The 26151-nt window shown below is 42.9% G+C and carries 28 protein-coding genes; 16 read left to right on the top strand and 12 right to left on the bottom strand.

Translation table 11 applies throughout. The features are described 5' to 3' along the window. The first annotated feature begins 2 nt into the window (after nt 1–2). Nucleotides 3–1748: an NADH-dependent [FeFe] hydrogenase, group A6 gene (locus SPICA_RS14035; RefSeq protein WP_013970147.1), complete on the top strand. Its 1746-nt coding sequence runs from the start codon at nt 3–5 to the stop codon at nt 1746–1748. A 150-nt stretch (nt 1749–1898) separates the two neighbouring features. On the opposite strand, the gene SPICA_RS14030 is transcribed toward SPICA_RS14035, so the two are convergent. The 8 genes from SPICA_RS14030 to SPICA_RS13995 all read right to left on the bottom strand — a co-directional run bounded on the left by SPICA_RS14030 (nt 1899) and on the right by SPICA_RS13995 (nt 7674). Next, nucleotides 1899–2453 (bottom strand): Hsp20/alpha crystallin family protein, encoded by a 555-nt coding sequence (locus SPICA_RS14030; protein ID WP_013970146.1) that lies wholly within the window; start codon nt 2451–2453, stop codon nt 1899–1901. Nucleotides 2454–2631: 178 nt separating this feature from the next. Then, nucleotides 2632–3081: a SoxR reducing system RseC family protein gene (locus SPICA_RS15105; protein ID WP_013970145.1), complete on the bottom strand. Its 450-nt coding sequence runs from the start codon at nt 3079–3081 to the stop codon at nt 2632–2634. Then, nucleotides 3050–3871 (bottom strand): TIGR00282 family metallophosphoesterase, encoded by an 822-nt coding sequence (locus SPICA_RS14020; RefSeq protein WP_013970144.1) that lies wholly within the window; start codon nt 3869–3871, stop codon nt 3050–3052. The genes SPICA_RS15105 and SPICA_RS14020 overlap by 32 nt, the downstream gene beginning before the upstream one ends. A gap of 125 nt (nt 3872–3996) precedes the next feature. Further along, on the bottom strand, nt 3997–4533 hold the full coding sequence (locus SPICA_RS14015; protein WP_013970143.1) for a tetratricopeptide repeat protein: 537 nt from the start codon (nt 4531–4533) through the stop codon (nt 3997–3999). Between the two features lie 111 nt (nt 4534–4644). Beyond that, on the bottom strand, nt 4645–5436 hold the full coding sequence (locus tag SPICA_RS14010; RefSeq protein WP_013970142.1) for a transglycosylase domain-containing protein: 792 nt from the start codon (nt 5434–5436) through the stop codon (nt 4645–4647). Between the two features lie 97 nt (nt 5437–5533). Beyond that, nucleotides 5534–5725 (bottom strand): hypothetical protein, encoded by a 192-nt coding sequence (locus SPICA_RS14005; RefSeq protein ID WP_013970141.1) that lies wholly within the window; start codon nt 5723–5725, stop codon nt 5534–5536. 1 nt (nt 5726) lies between these two features. Then, nucleotides 5727–6845 (bottom strand): protein-glutamate methylesterase/protein-glutamine glutaminase, encoded by a 1119-nt coding sequence (locus SPICA_RS14000; RefSeq protein ID WP_013970140.1) that lies wholly within the window; start codon nt 6843–6845, stop codon nt 5727–5729. 13 nt (nt 6846–6858) lie between these two features. Then, complete coding sequence (locus tag SPICA_RS13995) at nt 6859–7674, bottom strand: CheR family methyltransferase (RefSeq protein ID WP_013970139.1); 816 nt, start codon at nt 7672–7674, stop codon at nt 6859–6861. A 65-nt stretch (nt 7675–7739) separates the two neighbouring features. On the opposite strand from SPICA_RS13995, the gene SPICA_RS13990 reads away from it, so the two are divergent. The 7 genes from SPICA_RS13990 (at nt 7740) to SPICA_RS13960 (ending at nt 14327) form a co-directional block, all read left to right on the top strand. After that, nucleotides 7740–8228 carry a bifunctional nuclease family protein gene (locus tag SPICA_RS13990; RefSeq protein WP_013970138.1) on the top strand — a complete coding sequence of 163 codons (489 nt, stop codon included), beginning with the start codon at nt 7740–7742 and terminating at the stop codon, nt 8226–8228. Nucleotides 8229–8281: 53 nt separating this feature from the next. Further along, nucleotides 8282–9916, top strand: a complete 1635-nt coding sequence (locus SPICA_RS13985) for a CTP synthase (RefSeq protein ID WP_013970137.1) — start codon at nt 8282–8284, stop codon at nt 9914–9916. Between the two features lie 5 nt (nt 9917–9921). Beyond that, nucleotides 9922–10518, top strand: coding sequence for an LPS export ABC transporter periplasmic protein LptC (gene lptC, locus SPICA_RS13980; RefSeq protein ID WP_013970136.1), 597 nt, complete (start codon nt 9922–9924; stop codon nt 10516–10518). Then, a complete protein-coding gene (locus SPICA_RS13975) occupies nt 10515–11180 on the top strand; it encodes an LptA/OstA family protein (protein ID WP_013970135.1) in 666 nt (221 codons plus the stop codon). The genes lptC and SPICA_RS13975 overlap by 4 nt, the downstream gene beginning before the upstream one ends. After that, nucleotides 11158–11898 (top strand): LPS export ABC transporter ATP-binding protein, encoded by a 741-nt coding sequence (gene lptB, locus SPICA_RS13970; RefSeq protein ID WP_013970134.1) that lies wholly within the window; start codon nt 11158–11160, stop codon nt 11896–11898. Before SPICA_RS13975 ends, lptB begins: the two co-directional genes overlap by 23 nt. 112 nt (nt 11899–12010) lie before the next feature. After that, a complete protein-coding gene (gene rny / locus SPICA_RS13965; protein WP_013970133.1) occupies nt 12011–13534 on the top strand; it encodes a ribonuclease Y in 1524 nt (507 codons plus the stop codon). Further along, the gene (locus tag SPICA_RS13960) at nt 13524–14327 is read left to right on the top strand and encodes a TIGR00282 family metallophosphoesterase (protein WP_013970132.1); all 804 of its coding nucleotides are present in this window, start codon (nt 13524–13526) and stop codon (nt 14325–14327) included. Before rny ends, SPICA_RS13960 begins: the two co-directional genes overlap by 11 nt. On the opposite strand, the gene SPICA_RS13955 is transcribed toward SPICA_RS13960, so the two are convergent. Continuing rightward, a complete protein-coding gene (locus SPICA_RS13955) occupies nt 14324–15190 on the bottom strand; it encodes a GerMN domain-containing protein (protein ID WP_052296389.1) in 867 nt (288 codons plus the stop codon). The two genes, SPICA_RS13960 and SPICA_RS13955, sit on opposite strands and share 4 nt — an antisense overlap. Before the next feature lie 90 nt (nt 15191–15280). Here SPICA_RS13955 and SPICA_RS13950 point away from each other — a divergent pair, with 90 nt between their 5' ends. The 7 genes from SPICA_RS13950 to SPICA_RS13920 are packed head-to-tail and all read left to right on the top strand — an operon-like array spanning nt 15281 to nt 21759. Next, nucleotides 15281–16066, top strand: coding sequence for an ABC transporter permease (locus SPICA_RS13950; protein WP_013970130.1), 786 nt, complete (start codon nt 15281–15283; stop codon nt 16064–16066). After that, entirely contained in the window at nt 16063–16830 is a 768-nt protein-coding gene (locus SPICA_RS13945) for an ABC transporter ATP-binding protein (protein WP_013970129.1), read from the top strand. Before SPICA_RS13950 ends, SPICA_RS13945 begins: the two co-directional genes overlap by 4 nt. Nucleotides 16831–16856: 26 nt before the next feature. Next, entirely contained in the window at nt 16857–17963 is a 1107-nt protein-coding gene (locus tag SPICA_RS13940; protein ID WP_013970128.1) for an MlaD family protein, read from the top strand. A 10-nt stretch (nt 17964–17973) separates the two neighbouring features. After that, complete coding sequence (locus SPICA_RS13935) at nt 17974–18819, top strand: tetratricopeptide repeat protein (RefSeq protein WP_013970127.1); 846 nt, start codon at nt 17974–17976, stop codon at nt 18817–18819. Between the two features lie 22 nt (nt 18820–18841). Further along, nucleotides 18842–19621, top strand: coding sequence for an MlaE family ABC transporter permease (locus SPICA_RS13930; protein ID WP_013970126.1), 780 nt, complete (start codon nt 18842–18844; stop codon nt 19619–19621). Between the two features lie 3 nt (nt 19622–19624). Further along, nucleotides 19625–20371, top strand: coding sequence for an ABC transporter ATP-binding protein (locus SPICA_RS13925; RefSeq protein ID WP_013970125.1), 747 nt, complete (start codon nt 19625–19627; stop codon nt 20369–20371). Continuing rightward, nucleotides 20368–21759, top strand: coding sequence for an MlaD family protein (locus SPICA_RS13920; protein WP_013970124.1), 1392 nt, complete (start codon nt 20368–20370; stop codon nt 21757–21759). Before SPICA_RS13925 ends, SPICA_RS13920 begins: the two co-directional genes overlap by 4 nt. Before the next feature lie 52 nt (nt 21760–21811). On the opposite strand, the gene SPICA_RS13915 is transcribed toward SPICA_RS13920, so the two are convergent. The 3 genes from SPICA_RS13915 to SPICA_RS15100 all read right to left on the bottom strand — a co-directional run bounded on the left by SPICA_RS13915 (nt 21812) and on the right by SPICA_RS15100 (nt 24491). Beyond that, entirely contained in the window at nt 21812–22219 is a 408-nt protein-coding gene (locus tag SPICA_RS13915; protein ID WP_013970123.1) for a sensor histidine kinase, read from the bottom strand. A gap of 30 nt (nt 22220–22249) precedes the next feature. Then, nucleotides 22250–23563 (bottom strand): PAS domain S-box protein, encoded by a 1314-nt coding sequence (locus SPICA_RS13910; protein WP_013970122.1) that lies wholly within the window; start codon nt 23561–23563, stop codon nt 22250–22252. Nucleotides 23564–23648: 85 nt separating this feature from the next. After that, nucleotides 23649–24491, bottom strand: a complete 843-nt coding sequence (locus SPICA_RS15100) for an AraC family transcriptional regulator (protein WP_013970121.1) — start codon at nt 24489–24491, stop codon at nt 23649–23651. Nucleotides 24492–24660: 169 nt separating this feature from the next. On the opposite strand from SPICA_RS15100, the gene xylB reads away from it, so the two are divergent. Continuing rightward, a complete protein-coding gene (gene xylB / locus SPICA_RS13900) occupies nt 24661–26148 on the top strand; it encodes a xylulokinase (RefSeq protein ID WP_013970120.1) in 1488 nt (495 codons plus the stop codon). The last annotated feature ends 3 nt before the right edge of the window (nt 26149–26151 follow it).

Below are 26151 nucleotides of genomic sequence, written 5' to 3'. Positions count from 1 at the left end.
CGATGGTTAATCTGACGATAAATGGCATGCCGGTTCAGGTAGAAGAAGGTACTTCTATTCTCGATGCGGCTAAAAAGACAAACATTAAAATACCGACCCTCTGCTATAATCCCGATCTGCCCCCATGGGCGGCTTGCGGCATCTGTATTGTCCGGATGGAAGGCTCCCCCAAAATGGTACGGGCCTGTACCACCCCTGTGGCCGAGGGTATGAAGGTAATTACCCACGATCCTGAAATTATTCAGGTTCGCCGCACCGTGGTGGAACTAATTTTGTCTAACCATCCCAACGATTGTCTCCAGTGTCCCCGGAATGGTAACTGTGAACTGCAGACTCTGGCAGCCGAGTTCGGTATCCGAGAAGTACCCTTCCAGAACATTGTAAAGGACCTAAAAAAGGATGAATCGAATCCCTCCATTATTCTGGATCCCAAAAAATGTGTCCGCTGTGGGCGCTGTGTTAAGGTGTGTCAGGATATGCAGAACGTATGGGCCATCGAGTTCCTTGGCCGTGGAATAAGCGGTCGTATAGCTTCCGCAGCCGATGTTCCCCTTGGTGAAAGCCCCTGTATCAAATGCGGTCAGTGTTCCGCCCACTGTCCGGTTGGCGCTATTTATGAACGGGATGATACCCGGAAAGTCTGGGCAGCCCTGCAGAATAAGGACATCCACCCAGTTGTACAGATTGCTCCTGCTGTCCGTGTTGCTCTTGGTGAAGAATTTGGTCTTGAACCTGGAACCATTATCACTAAGAAAATTTATGCTGCCCTTCGCCGGCTTGGCTTTAAGACCGTCTTTGATACCAACTTTGCGGCAGACCTTACTATCATGGAGGAAGGTACAGAACTGGTTAAGCGACTCACCGAAGGAAAAGGTGACATCCCGCTTATCACTTCCTGTTGCCCTGCCTGGGTAGACTACCTAGAAAAATACTACCCTGAAATGATCCCCCATTTCTCCACTGCCAAGAGTCCCCAGCAGATGATGGGTGCCATGATTAAGGCCTACTGGGCTCAGAAGGCAGGGGTGGATCCTGCAAAGGTCTTCTCTGTTTCAATCATGCCCTGTACCGCCAAGAAATGGGAAATTGACCGAAATGATGATATGAAGTCCTCCGGATATCAGGATGTTGATGTTTCCATTACCACCCGGGAATTAGCCCGGATGATTAAACAGGCTGGCATTGATATCCTGAACCTCCCCGATGAAGAGGCTGATAGTCCGCTTGGTCCCTATACCGGTGCTGGTACCATCTTTGGAGCAACCGGCGGTGTTATGGAGGCTGCTGTTCGTACTGCCTATTTCCTTGTTACCAAGAAGGAAATGGGAGATGTCAATTTTATTCCTGCCCGGGGTCTTCAGGGGGTAAAGGAAGCTGAAGTTGATATGAACGGAACGAAGATCCGGATTGCTGTAGCCCATCAAATGGGTAATATTGCTGCTGTACTGGAGAAAATTAAGGAAGCAAAGGCTGCCGGAAAGGAAACTCCCTACCACTTTGTAGAAGTCATGGCCTGTCGTGGCGGTTGTATCGCTGGTGGTGGTCAGCCCTATGGCTGTACCGACGAGGTTCGGTCCAAGCGGATTGCCGGTATCTATGCGGATGATGAAAAGTCCACCTATCGGTGTTCACACCAGAACCCCTTCATCAAGCAGGTCTATGATGAGTTCCTTGGTGAACCTAACGATCACAAGGCTCATGAGCTTCTACACACCCACTATGTAGCCCGGCCATTGTATCAGAAATAAGATGTAACCTGTTGGCCCTGTTGTGGGGCCAACAGTAAGAGGCCAGTACTAAAAAGGGCTGTCCACGGTGTTCGTGGACAGCCCTTTTATTTTTATTAAGACCTGTGAGGTTGTAGAACTGCCGGGAGCATTTCATCAACCTGATTGGTACTATTCACCTTCTTTAATAATTTCGATTTTAATGCCTTCGGTACCGGCAGGTTCTTCCTTGGGAGGAATGGTTACCTTGAGGATACCGTTCCGGTAAACTGCTTTAACCTTTTCCTGGTCGAATTTGTCCAGGGGAACATAGTATTTCTGTTTTTCAATATCCTTGAGCTTAAGCCGGCGCTTAAAGTATCGTATGTTTTCTTCCAACTGGTATTCGGGGTTAATTTTGGCAGAGAACACCATATAGTCTCCCTGGAATGAGAGGCTGATGTTCTTTTCGTCAAAACCCGCCAGGGCAAACTCGAAAACAAGAGTCCGGTCAGGAAGCATGTAGACATTCATGGGCGGGTAGGAATAATTGGGATAGTAGTCTACATTTTCGTCCTGGGCAAAACCGAAGGGCCCCTGATCACCAAAGGGGTGAGGTGCTCCCTCGCCAAAACGATTACCGTACTTGCTGAAGTTTGACTGGAATTCATCGCTGAAATTCTGTGCGGCTTCGAAAATTTCATCGAAGATCGTCCCTAAATCGACATATACCTTGTTTCCTTTCATACAAGGCTCCTTAATGGTACCGTCCTTTCGGCCCGGTATGATCAACCCTCAATAATGAGCGGTTGTAAAGGATATTTATCAATATCCTTCATTACAAATATACACCCTTTAAGGTATAGGGGCAAATTTATTGTTGGGCGTTTCTAAAACTCGGTTAGAATTTTAGAGGCGCTGTGAGCTAAGGTTGTTGTTCAAGTTGTCCTATGGCGATTGCTTCGGAATAGTCCTTAATGATTTTCGTAATGTAGGGTGAACCCTTTGTGGGCAATAGTTTTCGTACCCAATAGGTGATAAAGAAGCCAAAAAAGAGAGCCGCTACGCCTATTCCAACACGGACGTCATCTGAACTTGTAGGAACCATACGGCCGGTAAGTACATAACCAAGGATGAAAAGCAGTACTGGTGGCAGAAATACCGTAATACCTTGCAGCATTGCGGTACTGGTCTTATTTTCTATTTCGACCAGCTGCCCTTCTTCGATAGGCAGGTTTAATGAATTCTGTGCAGTAAATTGTTTCCCATTATTTTTGCATTCTTCATTCATACAACCAAAACAGGCAGCCAGTTCTCCACCTTTAATGATGACAAGGTCACCTTCAATTTTCAATATCCTTCCGATCTCCTTCATGGGGGACCTCCTGACAAACAATTTGCAAGGGCGAAATCGACGTCGCCTTTCCATTAGGTGCGATTTCAATAAAAAGGGCTTGTAATTCAATTTGGTCCCAGGTATCCCGGCTCCAGTCAGGTATGCCAGTCAGGTATTCCTGAATCCGGACCTTGGCATCAGTCCCGCCTACTGAATTGATGCTTCCTGTACGGCCCGCATCGGTAATTGTAGCGGTTCCGCCCTGGGTAATGCGGGCATCGGCGGTTTGAACTCTGCTATGGGAACCGATTACGGCCGAGCAGAGGCCCTCCGCCTGTGCAAAAAGGGAACGTTTTTCTGCAGTGGTAGAGGCATGAAACTCAATAATGACATAGGGTGTCTCCCGGCGAAGACGCTCTAAAAGTTCAGGCAGTTTGATGAAGGGATTTTCTGCATGGAGCCGGTCAAAACCTCCCTGTCCCAATAGAACTGCAATGGCAACTTTTTCAGTGCCAACCTGGTAGGTACGGCTTCCAAAGCCAGGAGCATAGGGACTGATATTAAGGGGCCTCAGCACATATGGTAATCGATCAAAATTTTGAACCAGATCTTTTTTATAAAAACAACAGTCTCCGGTGGTGAGTACATCGATACCAAGTTTTCTGAGGTATCCGGCATGATTGCGGCCAAGGCCATAGCCGCCGGTAGTTCCATCGGCATTGGCAATGACAAAATCGATATGCTTTTCTTTCTTTAACGAAGGCAGTATTTTTTTTACTGCAAAAACTCCGACCTTACCAACGATTTCGCTAATATACAAAATTCTCAATAAAAGACTCCAGGTGGGGGATTATCCCTGCTGAAAACCTATCATAAGGACCATCTGTAGCGCAAGTGAACAGAAGCTTCGCTGACCCAATGTACGAAGCCAGGCTCCTGTATTGTTGTTTTACGTTAGGACAAACGAATAGGTTTTGAATTGTTCAGTTCTCCTAAACGGCGTCCAAATTCAACGGCCGCTCTGGTATCACCGAGCTCATTACAGGTGTCTCGTAAATTATACAGAGCATCATAGTAATGAGGTGATAAGCTTACAGCCTGTTCAAAACAGTGTCGGGCTTCCTCATAACTACCCATGGTAAAGTATAGCACCCCTAAATTGTTCCAGCTTTTCGGTGAACGCCGCTCCTGTTGCAATGCCTTTTTATAACAAGCCTCAGACTTTTCAAAGTGCTCAAGCTCATAATGGATTAAACCGAGAGCATTCCAGGCTTCAGCCATCGTGCTGTCAAAGGACAAACAACGGTAAAAGCTGTCCATGGCACTGGTATAATCTCCGGCTTTTTGCTGGGCAATACCAAGGTTCAGCCATAACAGGGGATTAGCAGGTTCCATTGCAAGGGCCTTGCGGAACAGGGAAATTGCTTCTTTCGGTCTGTTTGCTTCGGTCAGGGCAATGGCAGAATCGTTTAACGTAGCAGCTGTTTCCATAAGGTCCTCCTTGATATCGTCATGAACTAGAAACCAGGGGGTCCACGGTCGTACATTAAAAATATACTATATTTTATGAGAAAATACTATAAGGTTGTTTTTAGGGTGTTTTTATTCCGCAAAACGTTTGACCAAATAATTATAGCGACTTCGTAAAATACCATTACGCTGAAAATTATAGGGACCATAACGAAGGGGAGATGAAAGTATTGTGACAAACCGTATTGCCTGGTCTGTGCTAATTGAGCGGACTCCGGTTTTATAATAATACCGTGACGCCGTTTCTATTCCAAAGATCCCTTTTCCCCATTCAGCATAATTAAAATAAAGCTCTAGAATGCGTTTTTTCCCCAGTATTGCTTCCATTTCCAAGGCAATAATGGCTTCGAGGTATTTTCGTATATAGGATTTTTCTGGCACAAGAAAAATAGTTCTAGCGGTTTGCATGGTGATGGTGCTTCCGCCATAGACGGGCTCACCAAATTGCTGGTTCAATTTCCATGCGTTTTTTATTGCTGCGGGTATAATGCCATGATGCTTATAAAAATCACCATCTTCAACTTTGATCGTCATGGTTTGTATGGTTTTAGGAATTTTCTCTAGAGGAATGTACCGTGGTGCTTGTATTTTGTAATTATACAAATACTTACGATACAACATCAGTGTTGTGACACCGGGATTGATATATTTAAATAAAAAAAGACAAAACGAAGTTGTCAGGATAAATACTAGATGAAGCCATGCAAGACCTTTTAGAATACTTGTAATAAAAATAATAAGTGACTTTTGAGGTGATGAGCTTTTTTTTTGTGACAATTTGATTTTTAAACAATCAGAAATGATAGATAATTCTGTTTCCGGATCATAGTGAACTACTGGTACAGTATTTTTCTTTCTGGGCATTATAGCCCATCATATAGAAAATATCGGTTTTAGAAAATCCCACAAAAGGAAACCTCTAGAAATAATCATTTCTAGAAGTTCCATGGTTACTATTTAGTTAGATCTGTTTTCCGGTATAATCCTCACAAGGTTCATCCTCAGCTCCTGGCCGTGCAGCTTCAGGCCCTGCATCTCTGCAGGCTTCGAGGGGAATTTCTTTCATTTTTTCTCCACAGCATTCAGGAACTGGATCCCCTTCATCCTGTACTATTTCGTGACCGCAATCATCACAACGATAGGCCTTTTTCATTTCAACCTCCTGTTTGATAGTCCTTTGCCAAGGTACAGATTCGTTCTGCCATCTTTGAGAGTGGAACCTGTTCCATCACATGGCCCATTTCCCAAGCAACCTTTGGCATCCCGTATACTATAGAAGTTACTTCATCCTGGCCAAGAGTCAAGCCCCCGGAATTAAGAATCGATCCTAATTCTTTAGCTCCGTCTTTTCCCATACCGGTCATGATGACTCCCAATGCTCGGTTGCCGAATTCCTTTGCTACGGATGCGAAAAGCACATCTGCCGAAGGCCGGTGACCGTTAACAGGCGGTGCCTCGGAAATATGAGCCACCGTAGCAAGTGGTCGCTTTTCTACCTCAAGATGTTTATCTCCAGGTGCGATGAGAATACGTCCTGGTTTAATAATATCACCCTCTGCAGCCTCCTTGACCTCAAGAGGACAAAGTTTATCTAGGCTTTTTGCGAATTCTTCGGTAAAGCCCGGAGGCATGTGTTGCACCACCACAATGGGAGCAGGAAGATCCTTATCAAGTTTAGCAAAAACTTCTCGAAGTGCATTGGGGCCTCCAGTTGAAATCCCAATGGCAATTATTTCGATTGGCCCTGGTTTAGGGGCATTTGCCGGGCGAACAGGTTTAACGGGCTGTGGTAGTTCCGATAGTTTTTGAGGTGTCTTCGGGGGAGTAGCAAGAATTGACGGTGTTTGTAAACCCTTACTCTGGCGGTATTGCTTGCCATATACAAGGAGTAAATTGGTAAGATGTTCCTTAATGCTCTGAATATCATCATGTTGAGTATCGGAGGGCTTCATAATAAAGTCACTTGCACCAAGTGACAGGGCTTCCATGGTAATTTCAGCACCCCTTCGGGCTATGGAAGAAAGAATAATGACCGGAACATCGATACCCCGCCGTTTCCTTTCCTTTAGGAATTCGATCCCATTCATCTGAGGCATTTCAAGATCAAGTACAATAACATCTGGTTTACAGCGCTCAATCTTTTGAAGGGCAAAATCACCATTCATAGCCCTATCCGCTACTATAAGACCGGGCGTTGCTTCTACCATACGAGATATTAGATTACGCATAAGCGCAGAGTCATCGACAATTAAAACGGAAATTTCGTCAGCCACAAAGTTGCTCCTATCAGGTGTATTTTCGATATAGGGTTGACCACTCAGTTTTCAGAAATTCAAAACGGGTATTCATCCCAAATAGTGATTCTGAATGTCCGATAAATAAGAACGATTTTGAGGCCATTGCTTCCCAGAACCGTTCAATGACCGCCTTTTGGGCAGTTTCATCAAAATAGATAAGGACATTCCGGCAGAAAACTACATCCATACCACGGAGACCCGAATCATTTTTTAGATTGTGGTAATCGAATCGGATCATAGCCTTGATATCATCATGAATGCGATAGCCCCCTTCCACACGGTCAAAGTATTTTTTTAGGTAGTTATCCGGAACACCTGCTATTTTTGCATCCGTATAGAATCCCTCCTTACCTACCATCAGTGATTTTAAGCTGATATCACTGGCTACGATCTCTGCTTTCCATGGCGGATCGAGAACTTCTTTCATCAACATGGCTATAGTGTAGGGTTCTTCGCCGGTTGAACAACCAGCGCTCCAAATCTTAATTCTTGTGTCGTTGAGAGGTTTTTTAATCTTTATAAGTTCAGGAATAACATGTTTTTCTAATGCATCAAAATGGGCTTGATTACGGAAAAATCGTGTGAGGTTTGTGGTGATTGAATCGAGAAATTCCTTAAGTTCTTCTTTATTTTTAGAAACTTTTATATAATAATCCTGTACATGTTCAAGATTATTAGCCCGTAACTGCTCTTTAATACGGCTTTCAAGGATTGATCTGTTGGTTGCAGAGAAATGGATTCCGCTTTCATCGTAAATCAGCTTACGGAACTGTTCGAATTCTGCATCGGTTAGGAAATCACTCATAAAATTAAGTGTAAGAAGCTATCGATGAACTGTCAATTAAATTTACCTGTGCTATAGTTAAAAGTATGATGAAGCAACACAAGCAGGCTCATATAATTGCCATATTATATGATGAGACTCAAGATAGGCCCTTTGTATTATTACAGGTTGATGAAATAAGTTCGTATATTTCTATTCCTATTGATGCATTTGAAGCTAGCTCCCTCATCATGACCTCTGAATCCTTAGTAACACCTCATCCGATGATTCATGATGCATTGGCCCAGTTTTTAAACAAACATGCGTTCAAAGCTCGTTATGTGGAGCTATGGGGTTCTCCTCTTTCTGGATATTTTGGGTGTTTTCGGTATCGGAGACTTTTTTTTCAATATCATCTTGCCTTGGGTCCTGCAGATTGCCTTATTTTAGCTTTACGATTACATCTACCGATTTACATAGATATTTCAATGGTTTCAACTGCCCAAAAGAGTATACCTCTACATCTGTCGAATGATTCTGGGAATGTTCAAATATTGTATTTAGATGCCCATCAACAATTTCAGACATTTTTTTAGTCTTATTTTTTGACCGTTGACGAAAGGCCTTACCCTGTCCATAATGCCGTTACATGAACAAGTATATTTTTGTCACTGGCGGTGTATGCTCAAGCCTTGGGAAAGGTATAGCCGCATCTTCTCTGGGCGCCCTTCTTGAGTGTAGGGGTTTTAATATCCGGATGATCAAATGTGATCCCTATATAAATGTTGATGCAGGAACTATGAGCCCTTACCAGCACGGCGAGGTCTATGTAACCGATGATGGGGCTGAAACAGACCTGGATCTTGGTAATTACGCCCGGTTCACCTCCAGCCCACTTTCCCGAGCTAATTCTATTACAACAGGCCAGGTTTATGATGCAGTTATCCGCAAGGAGCGGGAAGGCCGCTATCTGGGCCGGACGGTGCAGGTTATTCCCCATATAACCGATGAAATTAAGGGCAGAATCCTTGCGGTTGGCAAAGAACCGGATGTAGATGTGGTTATTGTAGAGATTGGCGGTACTGTCGGTGATATCGAGTCTATCCCGTTTCTTGAAGCGGCTCGGCAGCTTATTCATGAAATGGGAAAGACCAATGCCCTCTCAGTACATTTAACCCTGCTCCCCGAAGTTGCGGGAGGGGAACTTAAGACAAAACCGACCCAACATTCGGTTAAGGCTATGCAGGAACAGGGAATACAGCCCGATGTGCTTATCTGCCGGGCCCCGGTACTGCTTGATGAAGCAACACGGCGAAAGATCGCTCTTTTTACCAACGTAGAAACAGAAGCCGTATTTACCTCTTATGATGTAAATACCACGATTTATGAAATACCCCTTGTATTCTATGAGCAGAAACTGGATCAGGTGATACTAAAGAAACTCAACGTAGAAAGCCGTCATGCAGACCTTACTCCCTGGAAGACCATGATGGACCAGTTTAATGCCAGAAAGGGTTCAGTCCGGATAGGTATCGTTGGTAAATATATGGACCTGCACGATGCCTATAAATCGGTCTATGAAGCTCTTTTTCATGCGGGCCTTTCCTGCGGGACCGCAGTGGAGCTTGTAAAGATTGATTCTTCCCGTCTTGAGGGAGATGCAGATCCAGACCAGATTCTGGGTAAAGATCTGTCTGGTGGTCCGCTGGATGGTATCCTGGTTCCTGGCGGTTTTGGTCAGCGGGGTATCAATGGTATGGTAAAAGCTGCTAAATGGGCCCGGACCCATGGGGTACCCTACTTTGGTATCTGTCTTGGCATGCAAATTATGGTGATTGAATGGGCCCGAAATGTGCTCGGCTGGGCTGATGCGGATTCTACCGAATTTAATCAGGAAACAAAGCATCCTGTGGTCAGCCTTCTGGAAGAACAGATTGATGTTAAAAATTATGGGGGTACGATGCGTCTTGGCCGCAGTGAAACCGTTGCGGTAGATGGTTCAAAACTATTGGCCGCCTATGGAGAATCCCATATTTTTGAGCGGCATCGGCATCGGTATGAGTTTGCCAATGTTTACCGTAAAGAAATGGTCGAATCAGGACTTAAACTCGGCGGTTTTACACCCGACGGCAGCCTTGTCGAGTGTGTCGAGTGGCCAGAGCATCCCTGGGGTGTCGGTGTCCAGTTCCATCCAGAGTTTACTTCTAAGCCAATAAAGCCCCAACCCTTGTTCCGGGATTTTGTTGCTGCTGCACAACAATTTAAGGAGCGAGTACAACGTTAGTTTTTATGGACAGCCAGAATACAATACTAAGCAGTTTTATATTTTCTTATTTACACTTCCTGGTTGTATTTATATTGATTGGAATAGAATGTATTTTTCTTTCATGTTCTTTTGATTATGGTACAAGTTCTGAGCCGGAACAGGAAAAACCCGATTTAGTTATGAAGGATGTAGACTATGTGCGGGTAAGCGATGGAAAAATATCGCTCCATATGCAGGCAGACCAGATAAATCGGTATGAATCTAAAAAGCTATTGCAAGTGCAGAATATCTCTTTTGAACAATACTCAAAGAATTCAGTGGGACCTGATGCTGTAGGATCTGCTGGTTTTGCTCAGTTTTGGACTGCAACATCCGATGCGGCTTTTTCAGGAGGTGTTCAAATATATATTAATTCGGAAAATCTCTCTATAGAGGCTAAATCACTTCAATGGAATCATAACTCAAAAAAATTATTAGGACCATTGGATGACCAGGTCCTTCTTAAAAAGTCCGATGGTAGTATTCTGGTCGGAAAAAACTTCAGTGCCGACGGCCGAAGCCGATCCTGGCAGTTTACAGGACCTGTTTCTGGAACCTACCAGGAGGATACTGACGAGTGAATAGCTGCTCATCAAAATATGTCTCTATTGTTCTGCTTCTGTTTATAAGAAATGTTTTTATCTTCGCAGAAACCTTTCGCTTTCAAGCTGATACCATGATTGGCAGTAAAGCAACAGGAAAAGAAATGGTATTGTTGAGTGGAAATGCTATGGTTTGGTCCGAGGATCTTATTTTACATGCAGATAAAATTGAAATTTCCGGAAAAGATAATCGTTATATCCAATGTAGTGGTTCAGTAGTAGGAGTTGATGAAAAAAAAGGCATCCGGTTTACCACTTCGAGTCTTTTCTATGATCGGGAACAAAAAAAAGCTCGGCTTGAAGGTGATTCGACCCTGGAAGATAAGGAAAATAAAGTAGTCGCCCGGAGTCGTTTTTTAGAATATAATGACGAAGCTGGTACGGTTCTCTTACAGATAAATGTTCGCATATTTAAAGATAACCTTGTGTGCCGATCTGATTATGCCTTGTATCGCCGTAAAGTAAAATTGCTAGAGCTAAGCGGATCTCCTATTGTGTATAAAGAAGGGGACGAATTCAGTTCAGATCGCATGAGGATAGATCTTAACACCGATGATGTGGTTATGGAAGGACAGGTCAAGGGCACTCTGAAAAGCTCTACCAAGGAGAAGTCTTCCGATGGAAGTTCTACCCAGCCATGATTTAATTGTCCAGAACTTACACAAACGATTTGGCCGAAAGGAAGTGGTCCGTGGTGTCAATTTTACCATGAAAAACGGAGAAGTCGTGGGCTTGCTTGGTCCCAATGGAGCAGGGAAAACCACAGTATTTTATATAATTGTTGGTTTTTACCGGCCAAATGCTGGTGTTGTATTGTTGAATGATCAGGATATTACCCATAAACTCATGTATCAACGGTCCCGGGCTGGAATTGCCTATCTACCTCAGGAATCATCCATATTCAGAAAACTTACTGTGGAGGAGAATATTTGGGCAATTCTTGAGAGCCGGAAAAACTTGACCAAAGGTGAAAAAAAACAAATAGTTGAAGAACTTCTCGAGGATTTTGGTATTGCCCGATTACGTAAACAACCTGGGTATACTCTTTCTGGGGGGGAGCGCCGCCGGACCGAAATTGCTCGGGCTCTTGCAACGGATCCTAAATTTTTACTGCTTGATGAGCCCTTTGCCGGCATAGATCCTATTGCGGTCTATGAAATTAAACTGATTATCCGTCAGCTTGCGTTTAAAGGTATCGGGGTATTGATTACAGATCATAACGTCCGGGATACGTTGGAAATTACTAGTCATGCCTATATTATCAATGAAGGAACGATTGTAGCTCAGGGTGATCGGGACGCTATTTTGCAGGATGAACTAGCCCGAAAAGTATATCTTGGTACAGAATTTCGGATGTAATATTCATTATTATTGCATAAATATGCAATTTTATGCATAAGTATTTACTTGACAATTGTTTGTCCTTCGTTATAATTTCATAATAAGTGTATTTTACGGTAAGGGGTATTATATGGGATTATATATAATCCTCCCTCTTGCCGGGTTAACCTTAGGCTGGACCATTAGATGGCTGTATGCCAGATTCCAACTTACGGCGTCGGAGCAACGCGCTGAACGCATTAAACAGGATGCGATAAAAGAAGCTGAAGCAAAGAAGAAGGAGATCCTTCTTGAAGCAAAAGAACAACTTATTCGCGAACGGAACCAGCAGGAGAGGGAGACTCGGGAACGCAGGGTAGAACTGCAGCGATACGAACGTCGTGTCATGCAGAAAGAAGAGGTAATCGATAAAAAGATTGCCCAGATAGAGAAGACTGAACTGGGGCTTGCAGAACGAGATAAATTCCTACAAGAACGGGAAAAAGCTCTCGAAGCTCAGGAAGAACGGTATAAGGCAGAATTAGAACGTATTTCTGGTCTTTCCCGGGAAGAAGCAAAGGCAATCATAATTCAAAGTTTGGAGAATGAAGCCAAGCATGATGCCCAGTCACTGTTAAACAAGATTGAACAAGAAGCGAATCTTGCCGCGGAAAAAAAAGCCCGGGATATTCTTATTACGACAATTCAACGGCTTGCTACAGAAGTTACCGGAGAAGTTACGGTTACCACCGTGTCTCTGCCGAATGACGAAATGAAGGGCCGGATTATTGGCCGGGAAGGACGGAATATCCGTACGCTGGAAACCCTTACGGGAGTGGACGTTATAATTGATGATACTCCTGAAGCGGTGGTCATTTCCTGTTTCGATCCGGTTCGGCGGGAAATCGCAAAGGTAGCTCTGGAACGGCTAATCACTGATGGCCGGATTCATCCAGCGCGGATTGAAGAAGTGGTACAGAAGGTTTCCCGGGAAATATCCCAGAAAATATTTGAAGAGGGCGAAAAGGTGCTCTTTGATCTTGGCTTGCACAATATGAACCAAGAGGCCATAAAAACCCTGGGTCGGCTTTATTTCCGCACCAGTTATGGCCAGAATGTGTTATATCATTCGAAAGAAGTAGCAATCATTGCTGGTATGCTGGCAGCAGAAATCGGTGCAAACCGTGAAATTGCAAAACGGGGTGCCCTTTTACACGATATTGGGAAGGGTGTCGAATCCGATTCAGATTTAAACCATGCTGAAATTGGTATGGATATTGCCAGGAAGTTAGGCGAAGATCCGCGGGTTATCAATGCTATTGGCAGTCACCATAATGATGTGGAGCCTTCTTGTATTGAGTCGGTTATTGTTCAGATTGCCGATGCTATTTCAGCAGCTCGGCCTGGAGCCCGGCGGGAAACCCTGGATAATTACATTAAACGGCTCGAAAATCTGGAGAACATTGCAGAAAGCTTCTCTGGAGTTGATAAGGCTTATGCAATACAGGCTGGCCGGGAATTACGGATTTTAGTTAACCATGAAGCAGTTAATGATGAACAGTCCAAGGAACTGGCCAAGCAGATTGCGAAAAAAATCGAAACCGATTTACAGTATCCTGGGCGTATCAAGGTAACGATTATCCGAGAAACCCGTATCGTTGAGTATGCCCGATAGTCAAATTAAAACAGCCCGACTCCTTATGATCGGGGATGTGGTTGGGGATGCCGGGATAGAAGTTATACAACGCTATCTCGGTTCTCTGATTACGAACTATACTGCCGATTTTGTTGTAGTAAATGGAGAAAATGCTGCAGGTGGGTTTGGTCTCACTGAAACTACCTTGCAGGCTTTGCTTAAAGCTGGCGCCGATCTGGTTACTTCCGGAAACCATATCTGGGAAAAACGGGATTTCTGGCCAATACTTGAAACCAATCCCTTTGTGCTCAGACCTGGCAATTATCCTGGCACGCTTCCTGGCAAAGGTTACATAGTCCTTGAAAAGGCAGGTGTACATTGGTGTGTTATAAATCTTCAAGGCCGGGAATTTATGACTGCCATCGATTGCCCATTTAGAACATTAGATCGCTATTTAGCGGGTCTTGAGCCCTCAAGAAAATACCTTACGGTCATCGATTTCCATGCTGAATCCCCTCAGGAGAAGGAAGCCCTTGCTCTCTATGTTGATGGGAGGGTAGGGGTTATCGCAGGAACCCATACCCACGTACAAACGGCGGATCAACGTATTTTGCCGAAAGGCACTGCATATATAACTGATCTGGGTATGACCGGGGTAGAGGAAAGCATTATCGGTATGGATAAAGCTATCTGTCTAGAACGAAATAGGACTCAGATACCTCTTAAAATGGAACTCGCCAAAGGTTCGGCGATTATCCATGGTATCATCGTTGAACTTGATATCGAGTCCGGTCTTGCACGATCGATTGAGCGTCTTAGGTATCCTTGTTAAAAGGATGTTCTGGTTAGTGGCCTATCTACACGAATCCCTTCTCCACCTAGGTAAGTGAGGCGTTTCCCTTCAATAAGAATCTGAACACCCTGTACGGTAGGAAATTCGGTTGCTGTCCAAACAACTTGTTTTAATTGGGCAGTATAACCTTCCTTTCCAAAGGTATTAAATTGAAAGGTATCATTAAAATCTAAGTAGGCAATACCATCTTTAACCTGAGCAGAAAGTAGTCGGCTTCCTGAGGGAATAACCGATATGAGTCCTCGCTTTTTTTCTATATCTAAGGGCCCAGATAACAATGATTGGATAACATCAACAAGGGGGGAATCGGAAACTACGATCGAACGGCTTACTTTGGTCCGTATAAGGGATCCATCTTCGGTTATCTGCATAAAATAAAGGGCCCGTTCTTTGGTTGGTGGCGGTGTTTCCTTTGGATCTCCAGCTGGTATAACTGTTTTGGACCGATCTTTTGGTGCAACCTGTGGTGTTTTTTCTGGTTGTGTAATCTGTTTTGTTGATGTATCTGGTTTGGTTTCTATTTTAGGTATCGTTTCTTGAGGTCTTGAAGGGGCTGCTTGAGGGGTAGTTGGCGTCGTTTGTGGTTGAGTTTGCTTTGAGTCAATCGGTTTTTCAGTTGTACCGGAAGGAGGGGATGGTTTTTCTTGGGGTGCTTCTCGATCTTTATTGTATTCTGTTGTTTTAGGCAAAATTTTCTCGAAAAATCCAGTATTTTTTAGATTTTTTTCTATAATTGTTTTATTTAAAAGTAAGAGGCCGCTGAGTAAAATCACAAATATGATTCCTGCTAAACATCCCAGGGGAGCATTGTTTTTTTTCTTTTTTGTTCGTTTTGCTGTCACGATTGTATGATACGTTGAATCATTTAATGGGTCAACCACTATATTGGATTCAATCTGGACTGAATAAGTCTTGTCTTTTATAATTAGTGTGTGAAAGTAATCTCGACAATTGGTCAGACAGTTATTAAAAAAACTCTTGATTATATCTACGCCGTTGGTTTCTTTGGACGTATTATCAAGGAGGCTACATTTTTTTTTAAACGTCGGCAAGTGGCTTTAAAGGTTTTAATAATGCAAATTCTCTTCACCGGAGTCGAAGCTTTAAGTATTTCCACGATACTCGCTATAGGTATTGGGGCGATTATCAATATTATTGGTGTTTCTGTATTGCCTCAATTTGGGCAGGGTAAGCTCATGTATGTTCTTTTAATCGCCATTATTACCCGCGAATTGGGCCCTCTTTTAACAGCTTTTATCATAACCGCTCGGTCTGGTACGGCTATAGCAACTGAGTTAGGTGGAATGGTTGTATCCCACGAGATCGAAGCATATATTGCTGTGGGGATTGATCCTATTTCATACTTAGCAGTACCCCGGTTCCTGGGTGTTACCATCTCTTCATTTTTTCTAAATATTTATTTTAATATATTTGGTCTTTTAGGTTCCTATATTGTGCTTAGTCTTGTGGCACCGTTACCATTTAATGAATATTTTAATGGCCTTATGAATGCTTTGCGCCTCGTAGATATGGGAAGCGGATTATTTAAAAGTATTGTGTTTGGCGCTTTGATTTCTACAGTGGCGGTGTATCAGGGATTTTCAGTAATGCGGGCATCAACTGAAATTCCGCAGGCAGGTATTCGAGCAGTCGGTCAATCTCTGGTGCTGCTCGTTGTAGCTGATGCTATTATTACCGTATTATCATATCTTATATGAAAAATCTCTTTACTGTGGACCATGTGAGTGTCCGAATTGCAGAATATGAAATACTTCATGATATTTCTATAGAGCTATATGAAGGATTAGCTACCTGTATTGTCGGAAAAGCTGGTTCAGGGAAAAGTACCCTATTAAAAACAGTTGCAGGGCTTATGCTTCCGTATGCAGGCTCTGTGTTTTTCAGGGGAAAGAACATTCATGCTATGAATAAACGGGAAGAACTGAAGTTTAGATCAGTCTGTTCTTTTGCATTTCAGGATGCTGCGCTCTGGGCTAATCAGACTATTTACAATAATCTCGCTCTCCCTTTGGCAATTCATAAACCACATCTCAATAAATCTGAAACTGATGCTACTGTGAAACGAGTCATTCAACGGGTCGGATATCTTGAAGGGCTCGGATTCAGGCCCGCAGATCTTTCGATGGGTGAACAAAAATTGATATCGATTGCCCGTAGTTTGATCTGTGAGCCCGAGGTCTTATTGCTCGATGAACCCACAGCTTCCCTCGATCATGAAGCAGTAGATCGTTTAATCCAGGTTTTAACGGAAGAAAAAAAGGCTGGGAAAACGATAATTATGGTTACCCATGATGCAAATCTTATAGCTCGTATTGCAGATTATATTTGTGTAGTAGCAAATGGAACTCTCGCAACACAAGGATCTGCAGAAAAAATAGCCCCGCTCTTAGGCGGAGACTTAATCAGAAAAATTCGTGAGAACAAAATTCAGGAAATTACATTGGAAGATCCTAGGCGATAGTTTAGATTGTTGAAAGGAAGGATACTATGAAATTCCGAATTAAATATGCTGACCAGATTGTAGGAACTTTTGTTTTGCTTGCTTTAGTTCTGCTTGCGGTAATTTTTATTTTGATGGGCGGTAAACAGCGATGGTTCGCAAAGGATTATGTCTATCAATCCCGATTTAATTCCAGTGCTGGTGTGTCCGCAGGAACAGGTATTTTTTATAAGGGATTTCAAATCGGGCGTATTCAAAAGGTTATTTTAAATCGTGACAACATGGTTGATACGACTTTTGTTATATATGACACCTATATTGATAAAGTAACAGAAAACTCGTTATTAGAGCTTGTTATAAGTCCTATAGGATTGGGAAATCAGCTCTTATTTCATCCAGGAAAGTCATCGGTTCATCTTCCAGAAAAATCTTTTATTCCTTCCTATGATTTACCCGAAGGGAGGAGTCTTGTTGAGCAGGATTTAGTTGATCGTCCGCCAAAGGATGATACCATTTCCCGCTTGCTCTCGAATATTAATCCCTTAATAGAAAATATAAATGACACGGTGGTACAATTAAAGAAAACCTTGATGATCTTAAATGGTGCAGTAGCTGGATCTGGAACGGGGCCAGTTGCTGAGGCAGTGAGAGATGCAGCAGATTCGGTTCAGCAGCTGGAACGGCTTTTAGGGCAAACAAACGACGCAGTTTCAGTACTGGTACCTCGGGTATCTGGTATCATGACACAAGTTGAGACAAGTCTGCCCTCAGTTTTAGGATCTGTATCTACAATTACTGGTAATCTTGCACAGACTAGCGAGGCTTTCAAAGATCCGACAGGATTAGTCCCGCGATTACTAGATCCCAAGGGCTCATTAAAAACACTCCTTGATGATGGGAATCGGCTCTTTAATCATATCGATGAGTCTCTCGCACAGGTAGAGCAGTCGATGAAAAACCTTGAGGGAGCTACAGCAACCTTATCAGCACAAATGCCTCGAATAGCAGCAACGATTGATGATGTTCGCAATGCTATAGTATCGGCTCAAGATGTTTTGGAAGGGTTAAAAAACAATCCCTTACTAAGGGGTGGTATACCCGAACGTATAGATCCTAAATCTGCGCCTACTGGGCTTAGAAATAATGATTTTTAGGGGGATAAAGATGAAAAAACTTTATTTCTTCACGTTTGGAATAGTCTGCATAGTATTTACAAGTTGTTCATCTGCCCCAAAAACACCACCCCAGTCGTTGTCTATTCGAAATGAAGCTGGTCGCCTGGTCTTGTTAGGGGCAAAATCTTTGCGAGAAGGGTATACTGAAGCTGCAAAGGAGTATTATACTGAGGCTTATAGGTTATATACTTTGGTTGATGAACCTGAAGGCCGAATTCGTGCTTTAGATGGGCTTGGTCGAGTTTCTGGGGTTGGCTTTGATGCATGGCAAAAGGCTCAGGAACTAGCTTTTGATTCTGGTATTGATGAAATGATTGCTCTGGCTGGATTATTAGAAGCAGAGAAATTATTACTATCTGGAGACGCAGAGTCTATTGAACAAGCTCGGAATATGCTTGTCAAGGCTATTGAAATTTTGAATAGCCGTCAAAGTGATAAGGCCCGAGCGCTACGTTTATATGGCAGTGTTTTAAAACAACTTCAACACTATTCTGAAGCCTTACAGGTATTAAAATCAGCCATTGATATAGACAAAAAAAATAAATCATTTATTGAATTAGCTTCTGATTATTATCTAATGGCTTCGATTTATTCAAAGCAAAACGATTATCTTTCGGCAATACAATATCTAGTACAGGCAATAGAGTATGATCGTAGAGCAGAGAATGGTAGTGGTTTAGGCAGTGATTATCTCGCTTTAGGCACCGTATATGAAAAAATGGGAAATATGGATAAAGCAAAATTACATTATAAAAAAGCTTTAGACATCTTCACTGCAGGCCGTTTTTCTGAGAAAATAAATGAGGTACAGAATAGAATTGATATATTGCAATAGTATTCTATTTTAGGAAAGTGATATGACTCGTTATCTTTTTATAAGAATTTTAGCAAAAATTGAAGAAATTGGTCAGTATTTTGTTTTTCTCGGAAAAGTATTAAAAAAAAGTGTTACTCGACCGATTCGATGGCATTTATTGATCAATGAAATAGAATTATTAGGCGTGAACTCGGTGCCGGTAATTCTATTAGCTGGACTTGCTATTGGAATGATTTTTGCATTACAAAGTGTAGTTCTTTTACAACCATTTCAGGCAGAAATTGGTACTGGTGCTGGTGTTGCTGTAGCTTTAGCCCAGGAATTGGCTCCTATTATTACAACGCTTATGTTAATTGCAAAAAATGGTTCTGCTATGGCTGCAGAATTGGGAACAATGGAAGTAACAGAGCAAATCGATGCATTGGAGTCAATGTCAATTGATCCTGTTCATTATCTGGTGGTTCCTCGTGTATGGGCATCAATATTAGTTTTCCCAATCCTTACCATATTGGCAAATATAGTTGGATCTTTAGGATCCTATTTCATTTCGACTCAATTATATGGTATTGATTCTGCAAGTTATATACAGTACATGTTTGATGTATTAAAAGTTGCAGATATTACAATAGGGCTTATTAAATCGGTAGTAATGGGCTTTATGGTATCAACGATAAGTTGTTTTTTTGGTTTACATGTTACACAGGGAGCAAAAGGTGTTGGTGAAGGAGCAACTAAGGCTGTTGTTACTTCTTCTGTTGCTATATTGGTTGCCGACTATATTATGATTACTATTATGCGACCAATCTTTTTTGGAAGATAATTAATGATACTTAAAATAGAGAACCTATATAAGACCTTTGGAGAAAAGAAGGTCCTTTCTGGAGTGGATTTGGAGATTCCAGAAAAGAGTATTTGCTCTGTTGTTGGACAAAGTGGGACGGGAAAAAGTGTACTGTTAAAATGTATTCTTGGGATGATTACACCTGATTCTGGTAAGGTTTGGTATAGAGATGCAGAATTAACTTCTCTTTCTCATGATGCTTTAATTAATATTCGAAAACATTTTGGTTACGCTTTTCAAAATGCGGCTCTTTTCGATTCAATGACGGTTGGTGAAAATTTAGAATTCCCTTTGCGAGAGGTATTGCAGCTAAAAAATAAAGTTAAAATTAAAAAAAGAGTAGCAGAAATATTAGAATGGATCGAACTACCTGGGATTGAGCATATGCATCCATCAGATCTTTCTGGTGGTATGAGAAAAAGAGTTGGTGTTGCTCGGGCTTTAATGTTACAACCTGAAGTGCTCTTTTTTGATGAACCAACAACTGGACTTGATCCCGTTTTATCAGAAACCATTATGAACTTGGTAATACGGGTTAATAAAGAATTAGGAGTAACTTGTTTGTTAATAACCCATGATATTCCTGCGGCTTTTCGTATTTCAGACAGAATTGCGTTTTTACATAAAGGCCATATTGTTGCAGATGGTACTCCAAAAGAAGTTTCTCTGTCAGAGAAAGATATTGTTAAGGAGTTTTTAAGAATTTCATTTAATGAGCTAAAAGTATGAATTTATCTAGATATGTTAAAATTGGGATTTTTTTCCTCTCTATTGGTACTGCTGGGACTGTATATGTCATTCGTTCCAGTGATGGATTTAATGAGTTTAATACTAAATTGTATGAAGTAGTAATTGAAGATGCTACTGGTTTGAGTACAAATTCTAAGGTGTATTTAGCAGGTGTTCCGGTAGGAAAAATAAAGGCTATTGAACTTACAGGAGATACTGCATTATTACGTGTTGCATTCTTAAAAAATGTTGAAATTCGGCAAGATTCTTCGATATTAAGAAAGCCTTCATCAATATTGGGTACTTCTATTCTTGCATTACAACCTGGTTCAGATTCTAGTCCTGTTTTAAAACCGGGCAGTCGTCTTGAAGCCGCGCATGGTTCTAGTGATATGGGTGCTGTTTTGGGTTCAGCTCAGGATTTAACAAAACAAATTTCTGAACTTATTCGGGATTTTCAAACAAGACAGTTGGAATTATTAACTGTTACTATTGAAACTTTTAATGAAATGGCAATAAAAGTAAACAAACGAAGTGATGCAGAGCTTGATCGAATATCTCGTATACTGGAATCAAGCGCTCTAATCACAGAACGGTTTGAAAAATTGCTAAGAGAACGAGAAGGAGATATTGCCACCTCTGCATCAGATGTAAGGTTAGCGTTAGAAAATATTCGAAGGATCACCGATGAAATACGTTCTGGAGAAGGTAATTTTGGTAAAGCAATTTATGACGAACAACTCTATGCGAGCCTCCTTGCTACAGCGGAGCGAACAGAAGCTGCGGCTGCTCAATTACAAGAAGTCTTAGATTCTATAAATAACTTAGCTATAACAAGCAATCAGGTAGTTAATGATGCTGGATTGATTGTTAAAAAAGCTGCGGGTTTAGGGGTTCAAGTCGATGCTCGAGGCCGGTATGAGTTTCTAACTTCTTCTTTCTTATCCGGCGTATCTATGCGTCTTGAGCCCGTATCTAAAGACAGGTTTTACCGTATCGGGGTAAGCTCTGCCCCAGCTGGCAGTACTGCATCCTATGTGCTCGATGCAGAAATTGCACGGCGAATTGGATGGTTTACCCTCAGGGGTGGGCTCTATGAAAGTACTGCAGGACTTGGTCTGGACTTCAGCCCATTGGCATCGGTCCAGCTTTCGGCAGAAGCCTTTGATTTTCAGAAAAACGGTCTTCCTAATTTGCGGGGTACCCTCTATTGGTACCCAGCTTTTAATCCCTTTTCAAATATGCCCTGGAATTGGCTGTACTTTTATGGCGGTGTAAACGCTGCTCTAGATCCCCGTCGTGATTTTTTTGTTGGTATGGGTATCCGTTTTGCGGATGAAGAAGTGCGTGGGCTAGTGGGACTCATCCCCTTAGGTGCAGGAAAGTAGGTAATCGAGGGCTCGTTCCTCTTGGTGCTGACAGGTTTCCAGTCTGCCCTTATTACACCGCAAGTACTTCTTTCGGTATATGAACGATACAGGTAGTTCCCTCTGTGCCGCTGATGCTGAAACTTCCTTTCAACTGCTCAGCCAGGGCCTTTACCAGGTTCAATCCAAGACCGCTTGAGTTTTTCATAACAAAATTTACCGGAAGTCCCCTGCCTTTATCCTGAACCTTTAGGGTAAGGCCCTCAGCATCCTGAACAATTTCGACCCGGAGTTCCCCCTGTATACCTTTGGGGTAGGCATATTTTAAGGCATTGGTAACCAGTTCAGTGAGAATAATACCTAAGGATGTGGCAATTTTAACCGGAATCTTAAGAGATTCAATATGGGTAGTAAGGATTAGCGGGGAAAAATCGGTCATGGAATTCAGTAACTGTTCAAAATATTCATAGGTGTCTACCACATTAAAGGAACTGCTCTGATGAAGCTGACTTTAGAGTTGGGAAACCGCATTTACCCGAAACTGAATTTCTTTAAGAGCCTGATTTATTTCTTCCGAAGCGTAGGAGTCTGCGGCAAGCTGAACCATAGATTCTATCATGGCAAAGCTGTTCTTTACCCGGTGCTGTAATTCCTTAAGAAGGGTTGCTTTCTCTTGATAAGCGCCCTGAAGTGCAGCTTCGGCTAACTTTCGGTCAGTAATATCCGAAATAATAACTGCAAATTGCTTTGGTGCAGGGCGATATGCACTGACTTCGTAATAACGGTTTAATTCTGAAGAATAGTTTTGGAAAGTAATCGTTTCACCGGTTAAGGCTACTTTCCCATAGGTTTCTATCCAATAGGATTCGGTATTTGGTAAGACTTCGAGAACCCGTTTCCCTACAATATCCTTTGCAGAAAGACCCGTTAATCGTTCAAAGGCATGATTCACCTTGAGGAAACGATAATCCACCGGTTTGCCCTGATCATCGAGGATTATCTTGTGGAGGGCAAATCCATTGTGCATTTGATTAAAGAGATTTTCTAATTCCTGCTCGAGATGTATTCGATCAGTTATGTCATCCAGGGTGGACACTATCTTATAGGGTGCAAAGCTTTCATCTAAAAGTAAGGTGTCAATAGAAAGCCATCGGTATTGTTCCTGGTCGGTCCGATAGATACCCATAATGAAATTGTTGATAGTTTTTCCCGTTCTGAGTGTTACAGATACCGGCCTTTCTTCTTCTTGTATAATTGTTCCATCTAGTTGTATGGTTTTCCAGTTTGGTGGTAGTTGCTGTATCCCTATGAGTTGGTCCCGGGAGAAGCCTAAGATTTGTACTGCCGCAGGGTTTGCCTCGATGATACGACCCTCACTATCATAATACAGAACCCCCTGGTGCATGGTTGCGTAAAGTTGATGGTAAAGCCGATCCTTTTCTGCAGCTTTCTTTTGTGCCTCATGGAGTTTGAGAGCCATTTTAATAGACACTTCAAGAATATCAACGCTGGAGCTTTTTAAAACAAAGCTATAACTGGCGGATTGTTCTATTTTTTTTAAATATTCCTGGTCCGTGTCGGCAGAAAGGTACACAATCGGAATATCCCACTGTAGTTGAATGAGTTCGGCGGTTTTTACTCCATCGAGCCCGCTACCGAGGTGGTAGTCCATCAATATAAGATCCGGTTGTAAGCCATTTTCAAGCAGTTCATAGGCCTTTTCACCATTTTCAGCAATGGTTACACTGAATCCGCGCCGTTCTAGTAGCTTCTTTTCTGCTGAGGCAAGGGTACGGTCATCTTCAACCAGGAGTAACTGGGCCATACTATTAAAGTATATCGGTATTTTTAAAAAAGACAAAAGTGGCGCTTAATAGCACTAACAGCATAGTTCAGGAAAACCAGGAGCCCTATATTCGCTGTGTATATGTTTTTCGGTAGTCCTTGGGTGAGAGGCCGGTACATTTTTTAAAAATCCGGGAAAAATGAAAGGGATTTTCAAAGCCAAAGTAGTCCGAGATGGTCTTAATTGGCATGAAGGATTCTACGAGATAGGCACTGGCGGCTTCTATTTTAAGGCGGGTAAAATATTGAAAGGGAGACATACCAAGGCTCTTTCTGAAAAGCCGTATAAAATGCTCCTCCGAAAGGCCCAGTTCTTCTGCTAAATCCTGGGTGTTTATTTTTTCCTGTATAGATTTTTCCATTATTTGCAAGGCCCGTTCGACATGTTTGTTTTGTTTAAAAAGAGATGTTTGGGTTGTTTGTTGTGACTCCATAGTAAGGTTGCCATGACCATACCATTGATAGATAAGACTCAATAATAGATATTCAGCAGCTTGTTTTTGAGCCGATTCTTTTGAACGGGATAAAAAATAGAGTTCTTCCAGTAAAAAACGGGATCGTCCTTCTATGGTTATTCCCTTTTGTTGTTGCTGTTCTTTCACCTGGATGAGTTCCAAAGCCTTCTGATCCTGAGGAATGTCAGGATCTATTTCAAATAAAAAGGCGTAATAACTGATGGGCTTTTCCAAAGCTTCCGGCAAAATGGAATGAAATTCCCGTGGACGGGTTAAAAACAATCGGTTCCCTTCGATATGGTAACGCTTTCTGTTAAGCAAAAAGGCGCCTTCACCTTCCAGAAAGGCGTGAAATTCATAATCATTTGGCCCATGGGTATGGTAGCGGCCATGCCATGAAAGCCTATCCCCGCCTACGAGTCGATATACATAAACAGCATCTTTAATGTTCACTCTATTAGAATATCAATAATAGATATGTTTCATCAATACCGTGTATGGAGCTTTGATTCATGTTACCGTAAGTTGAAAATGACTGCTAAAAGATCTTAGTGTTTTAGAAGGGCCAAAGCTTGTAATGAGGCCCTGTATATTGATTTTAATGAAGGCGGAGGTGAATATCATGAAAACAGTCTGCGGAATTGACCTAGGGACGCAGAGCTGTAAGGTTATCCTTTATGATTTTGAGAAAAAGGTGGTGGTTGCCAGGTCCCAGGCGCCATTACAGATGACAGCCAGAAATGATGGCAGTCGTGAGCAGGAAGCTGACTGGTATGAAAAGGCACTTAAAGCCTGTTTTGTAGGAATTGATGCGGACCTGCGTGCTTCTATTGTGGCCATAGGTGTTTCCGGCCAGCAGCATGGTTTTGTTCCTCTGGATGAACAGGGAAAGCCCCTGTATTCGGTAAAACTGTGGTGTGATACCGCAACCGCAGCGGAATGTGAAGAGCTTACGAATGCCGCAGGTGGTGAAGCCGCTCTTTTAGCAGAGACGGGCCTCTTGATGCTTCCGGGGTATACGGCCCCGAAAATCCTCTGGCTCAAAAAACATAAACCGGAACAGTTTGTCCGCCTCAGGCATGTACTGCTTCCCCATGACTACATAAATTACCTCTTAACCGGTGAGTATGTGGCTGAATATGGCGATGCTTCCGGTACCGCTCTTTTTGATATCCGCCAACGCCGTTGGTCTAAAAAGATCTGTGATCTCATCGATCCTAACCTAATTCAGTACCTCCCCCGCCTTATCGAAAGCAACCAGAGTGCCGGTCTCGTGAGTAAAAAAGCCTCCGATGAATTTGGCATTCCAGAAGGTGCTCTGGTTTCTTCAGGGGGAGGGGACAATATGATGGGGGCTATCGGTACCGGCACCGTTCAGGATGGCTTCCTCACTATGAGCCTGGGGACTTCTGGTACCCTCTACGGCTATTCAAATACCCCCGTGGTGGACCCTCAGGGGAACCTGGCGGCTTTCTGCTCTTCCACCGGTGGCTGGCTACCACTTCTCTGTACCATGAATTGTACGGTAGCCACCGAGGAATTCCGTAAGCTTTTTGGTATAGATGTCCGTTCCTTTGACAGTGCTGCAGCCTCTGCTCCTATTGGTGCCGATGGGATTGTAATTCTACCTTTCTTTAATGGCGAGCGGACTCCTAACCTGCCCAATGGCCGAGCCAGTGTACAAGGTATTACAGCGGCTAATTTTAACCGGGAGAATATTGCCCGGGCAGCCCTTGAGTCCGCAATTTTTGGTATGCGGATTGGGCTGGAGTCGTTTAAGGCGCTGAATTTTAAAGCCCAGGAAATCAGGCTCATCGGCGGAGGCGCAAAAAGCCCGCTGTGGCGGAGTATGGTCGCAAATATTATGAACCTGCCGGTCCGGCTACCTGCTGGTGAAGAAGCAGCCGCCATGGGGGCAGCCATACAGGCCCTCTGGTGCCTCGAAACTGCAGCAGGCCTTTCATCAAGCATAGAAGCATTATGTAATACCCATGTACAGCTCGAAGGCGGGCAGGTAATTGAACCGGATCCCAAGGCTGTTTCGATTTATGATCAGGCTTATAAAACCTATGCAACCTATTTGGGGGCTTTAAGTCCCCTATATCGATAGAAG

This window comes from Gracilinema caldarium DSM 7334, assembly GCF_000219725.1.
In the GTDB taxonomy this organism is placed as follows: Bacteria; Spirochaetota; Spirochaetia; order Treponematales; family Breznakiellaceae; genus Gracilinema; species Gracilinema caldarium.
This window is presented reverse-complemented; position numbering and strand designations above follow the sequence as displayed.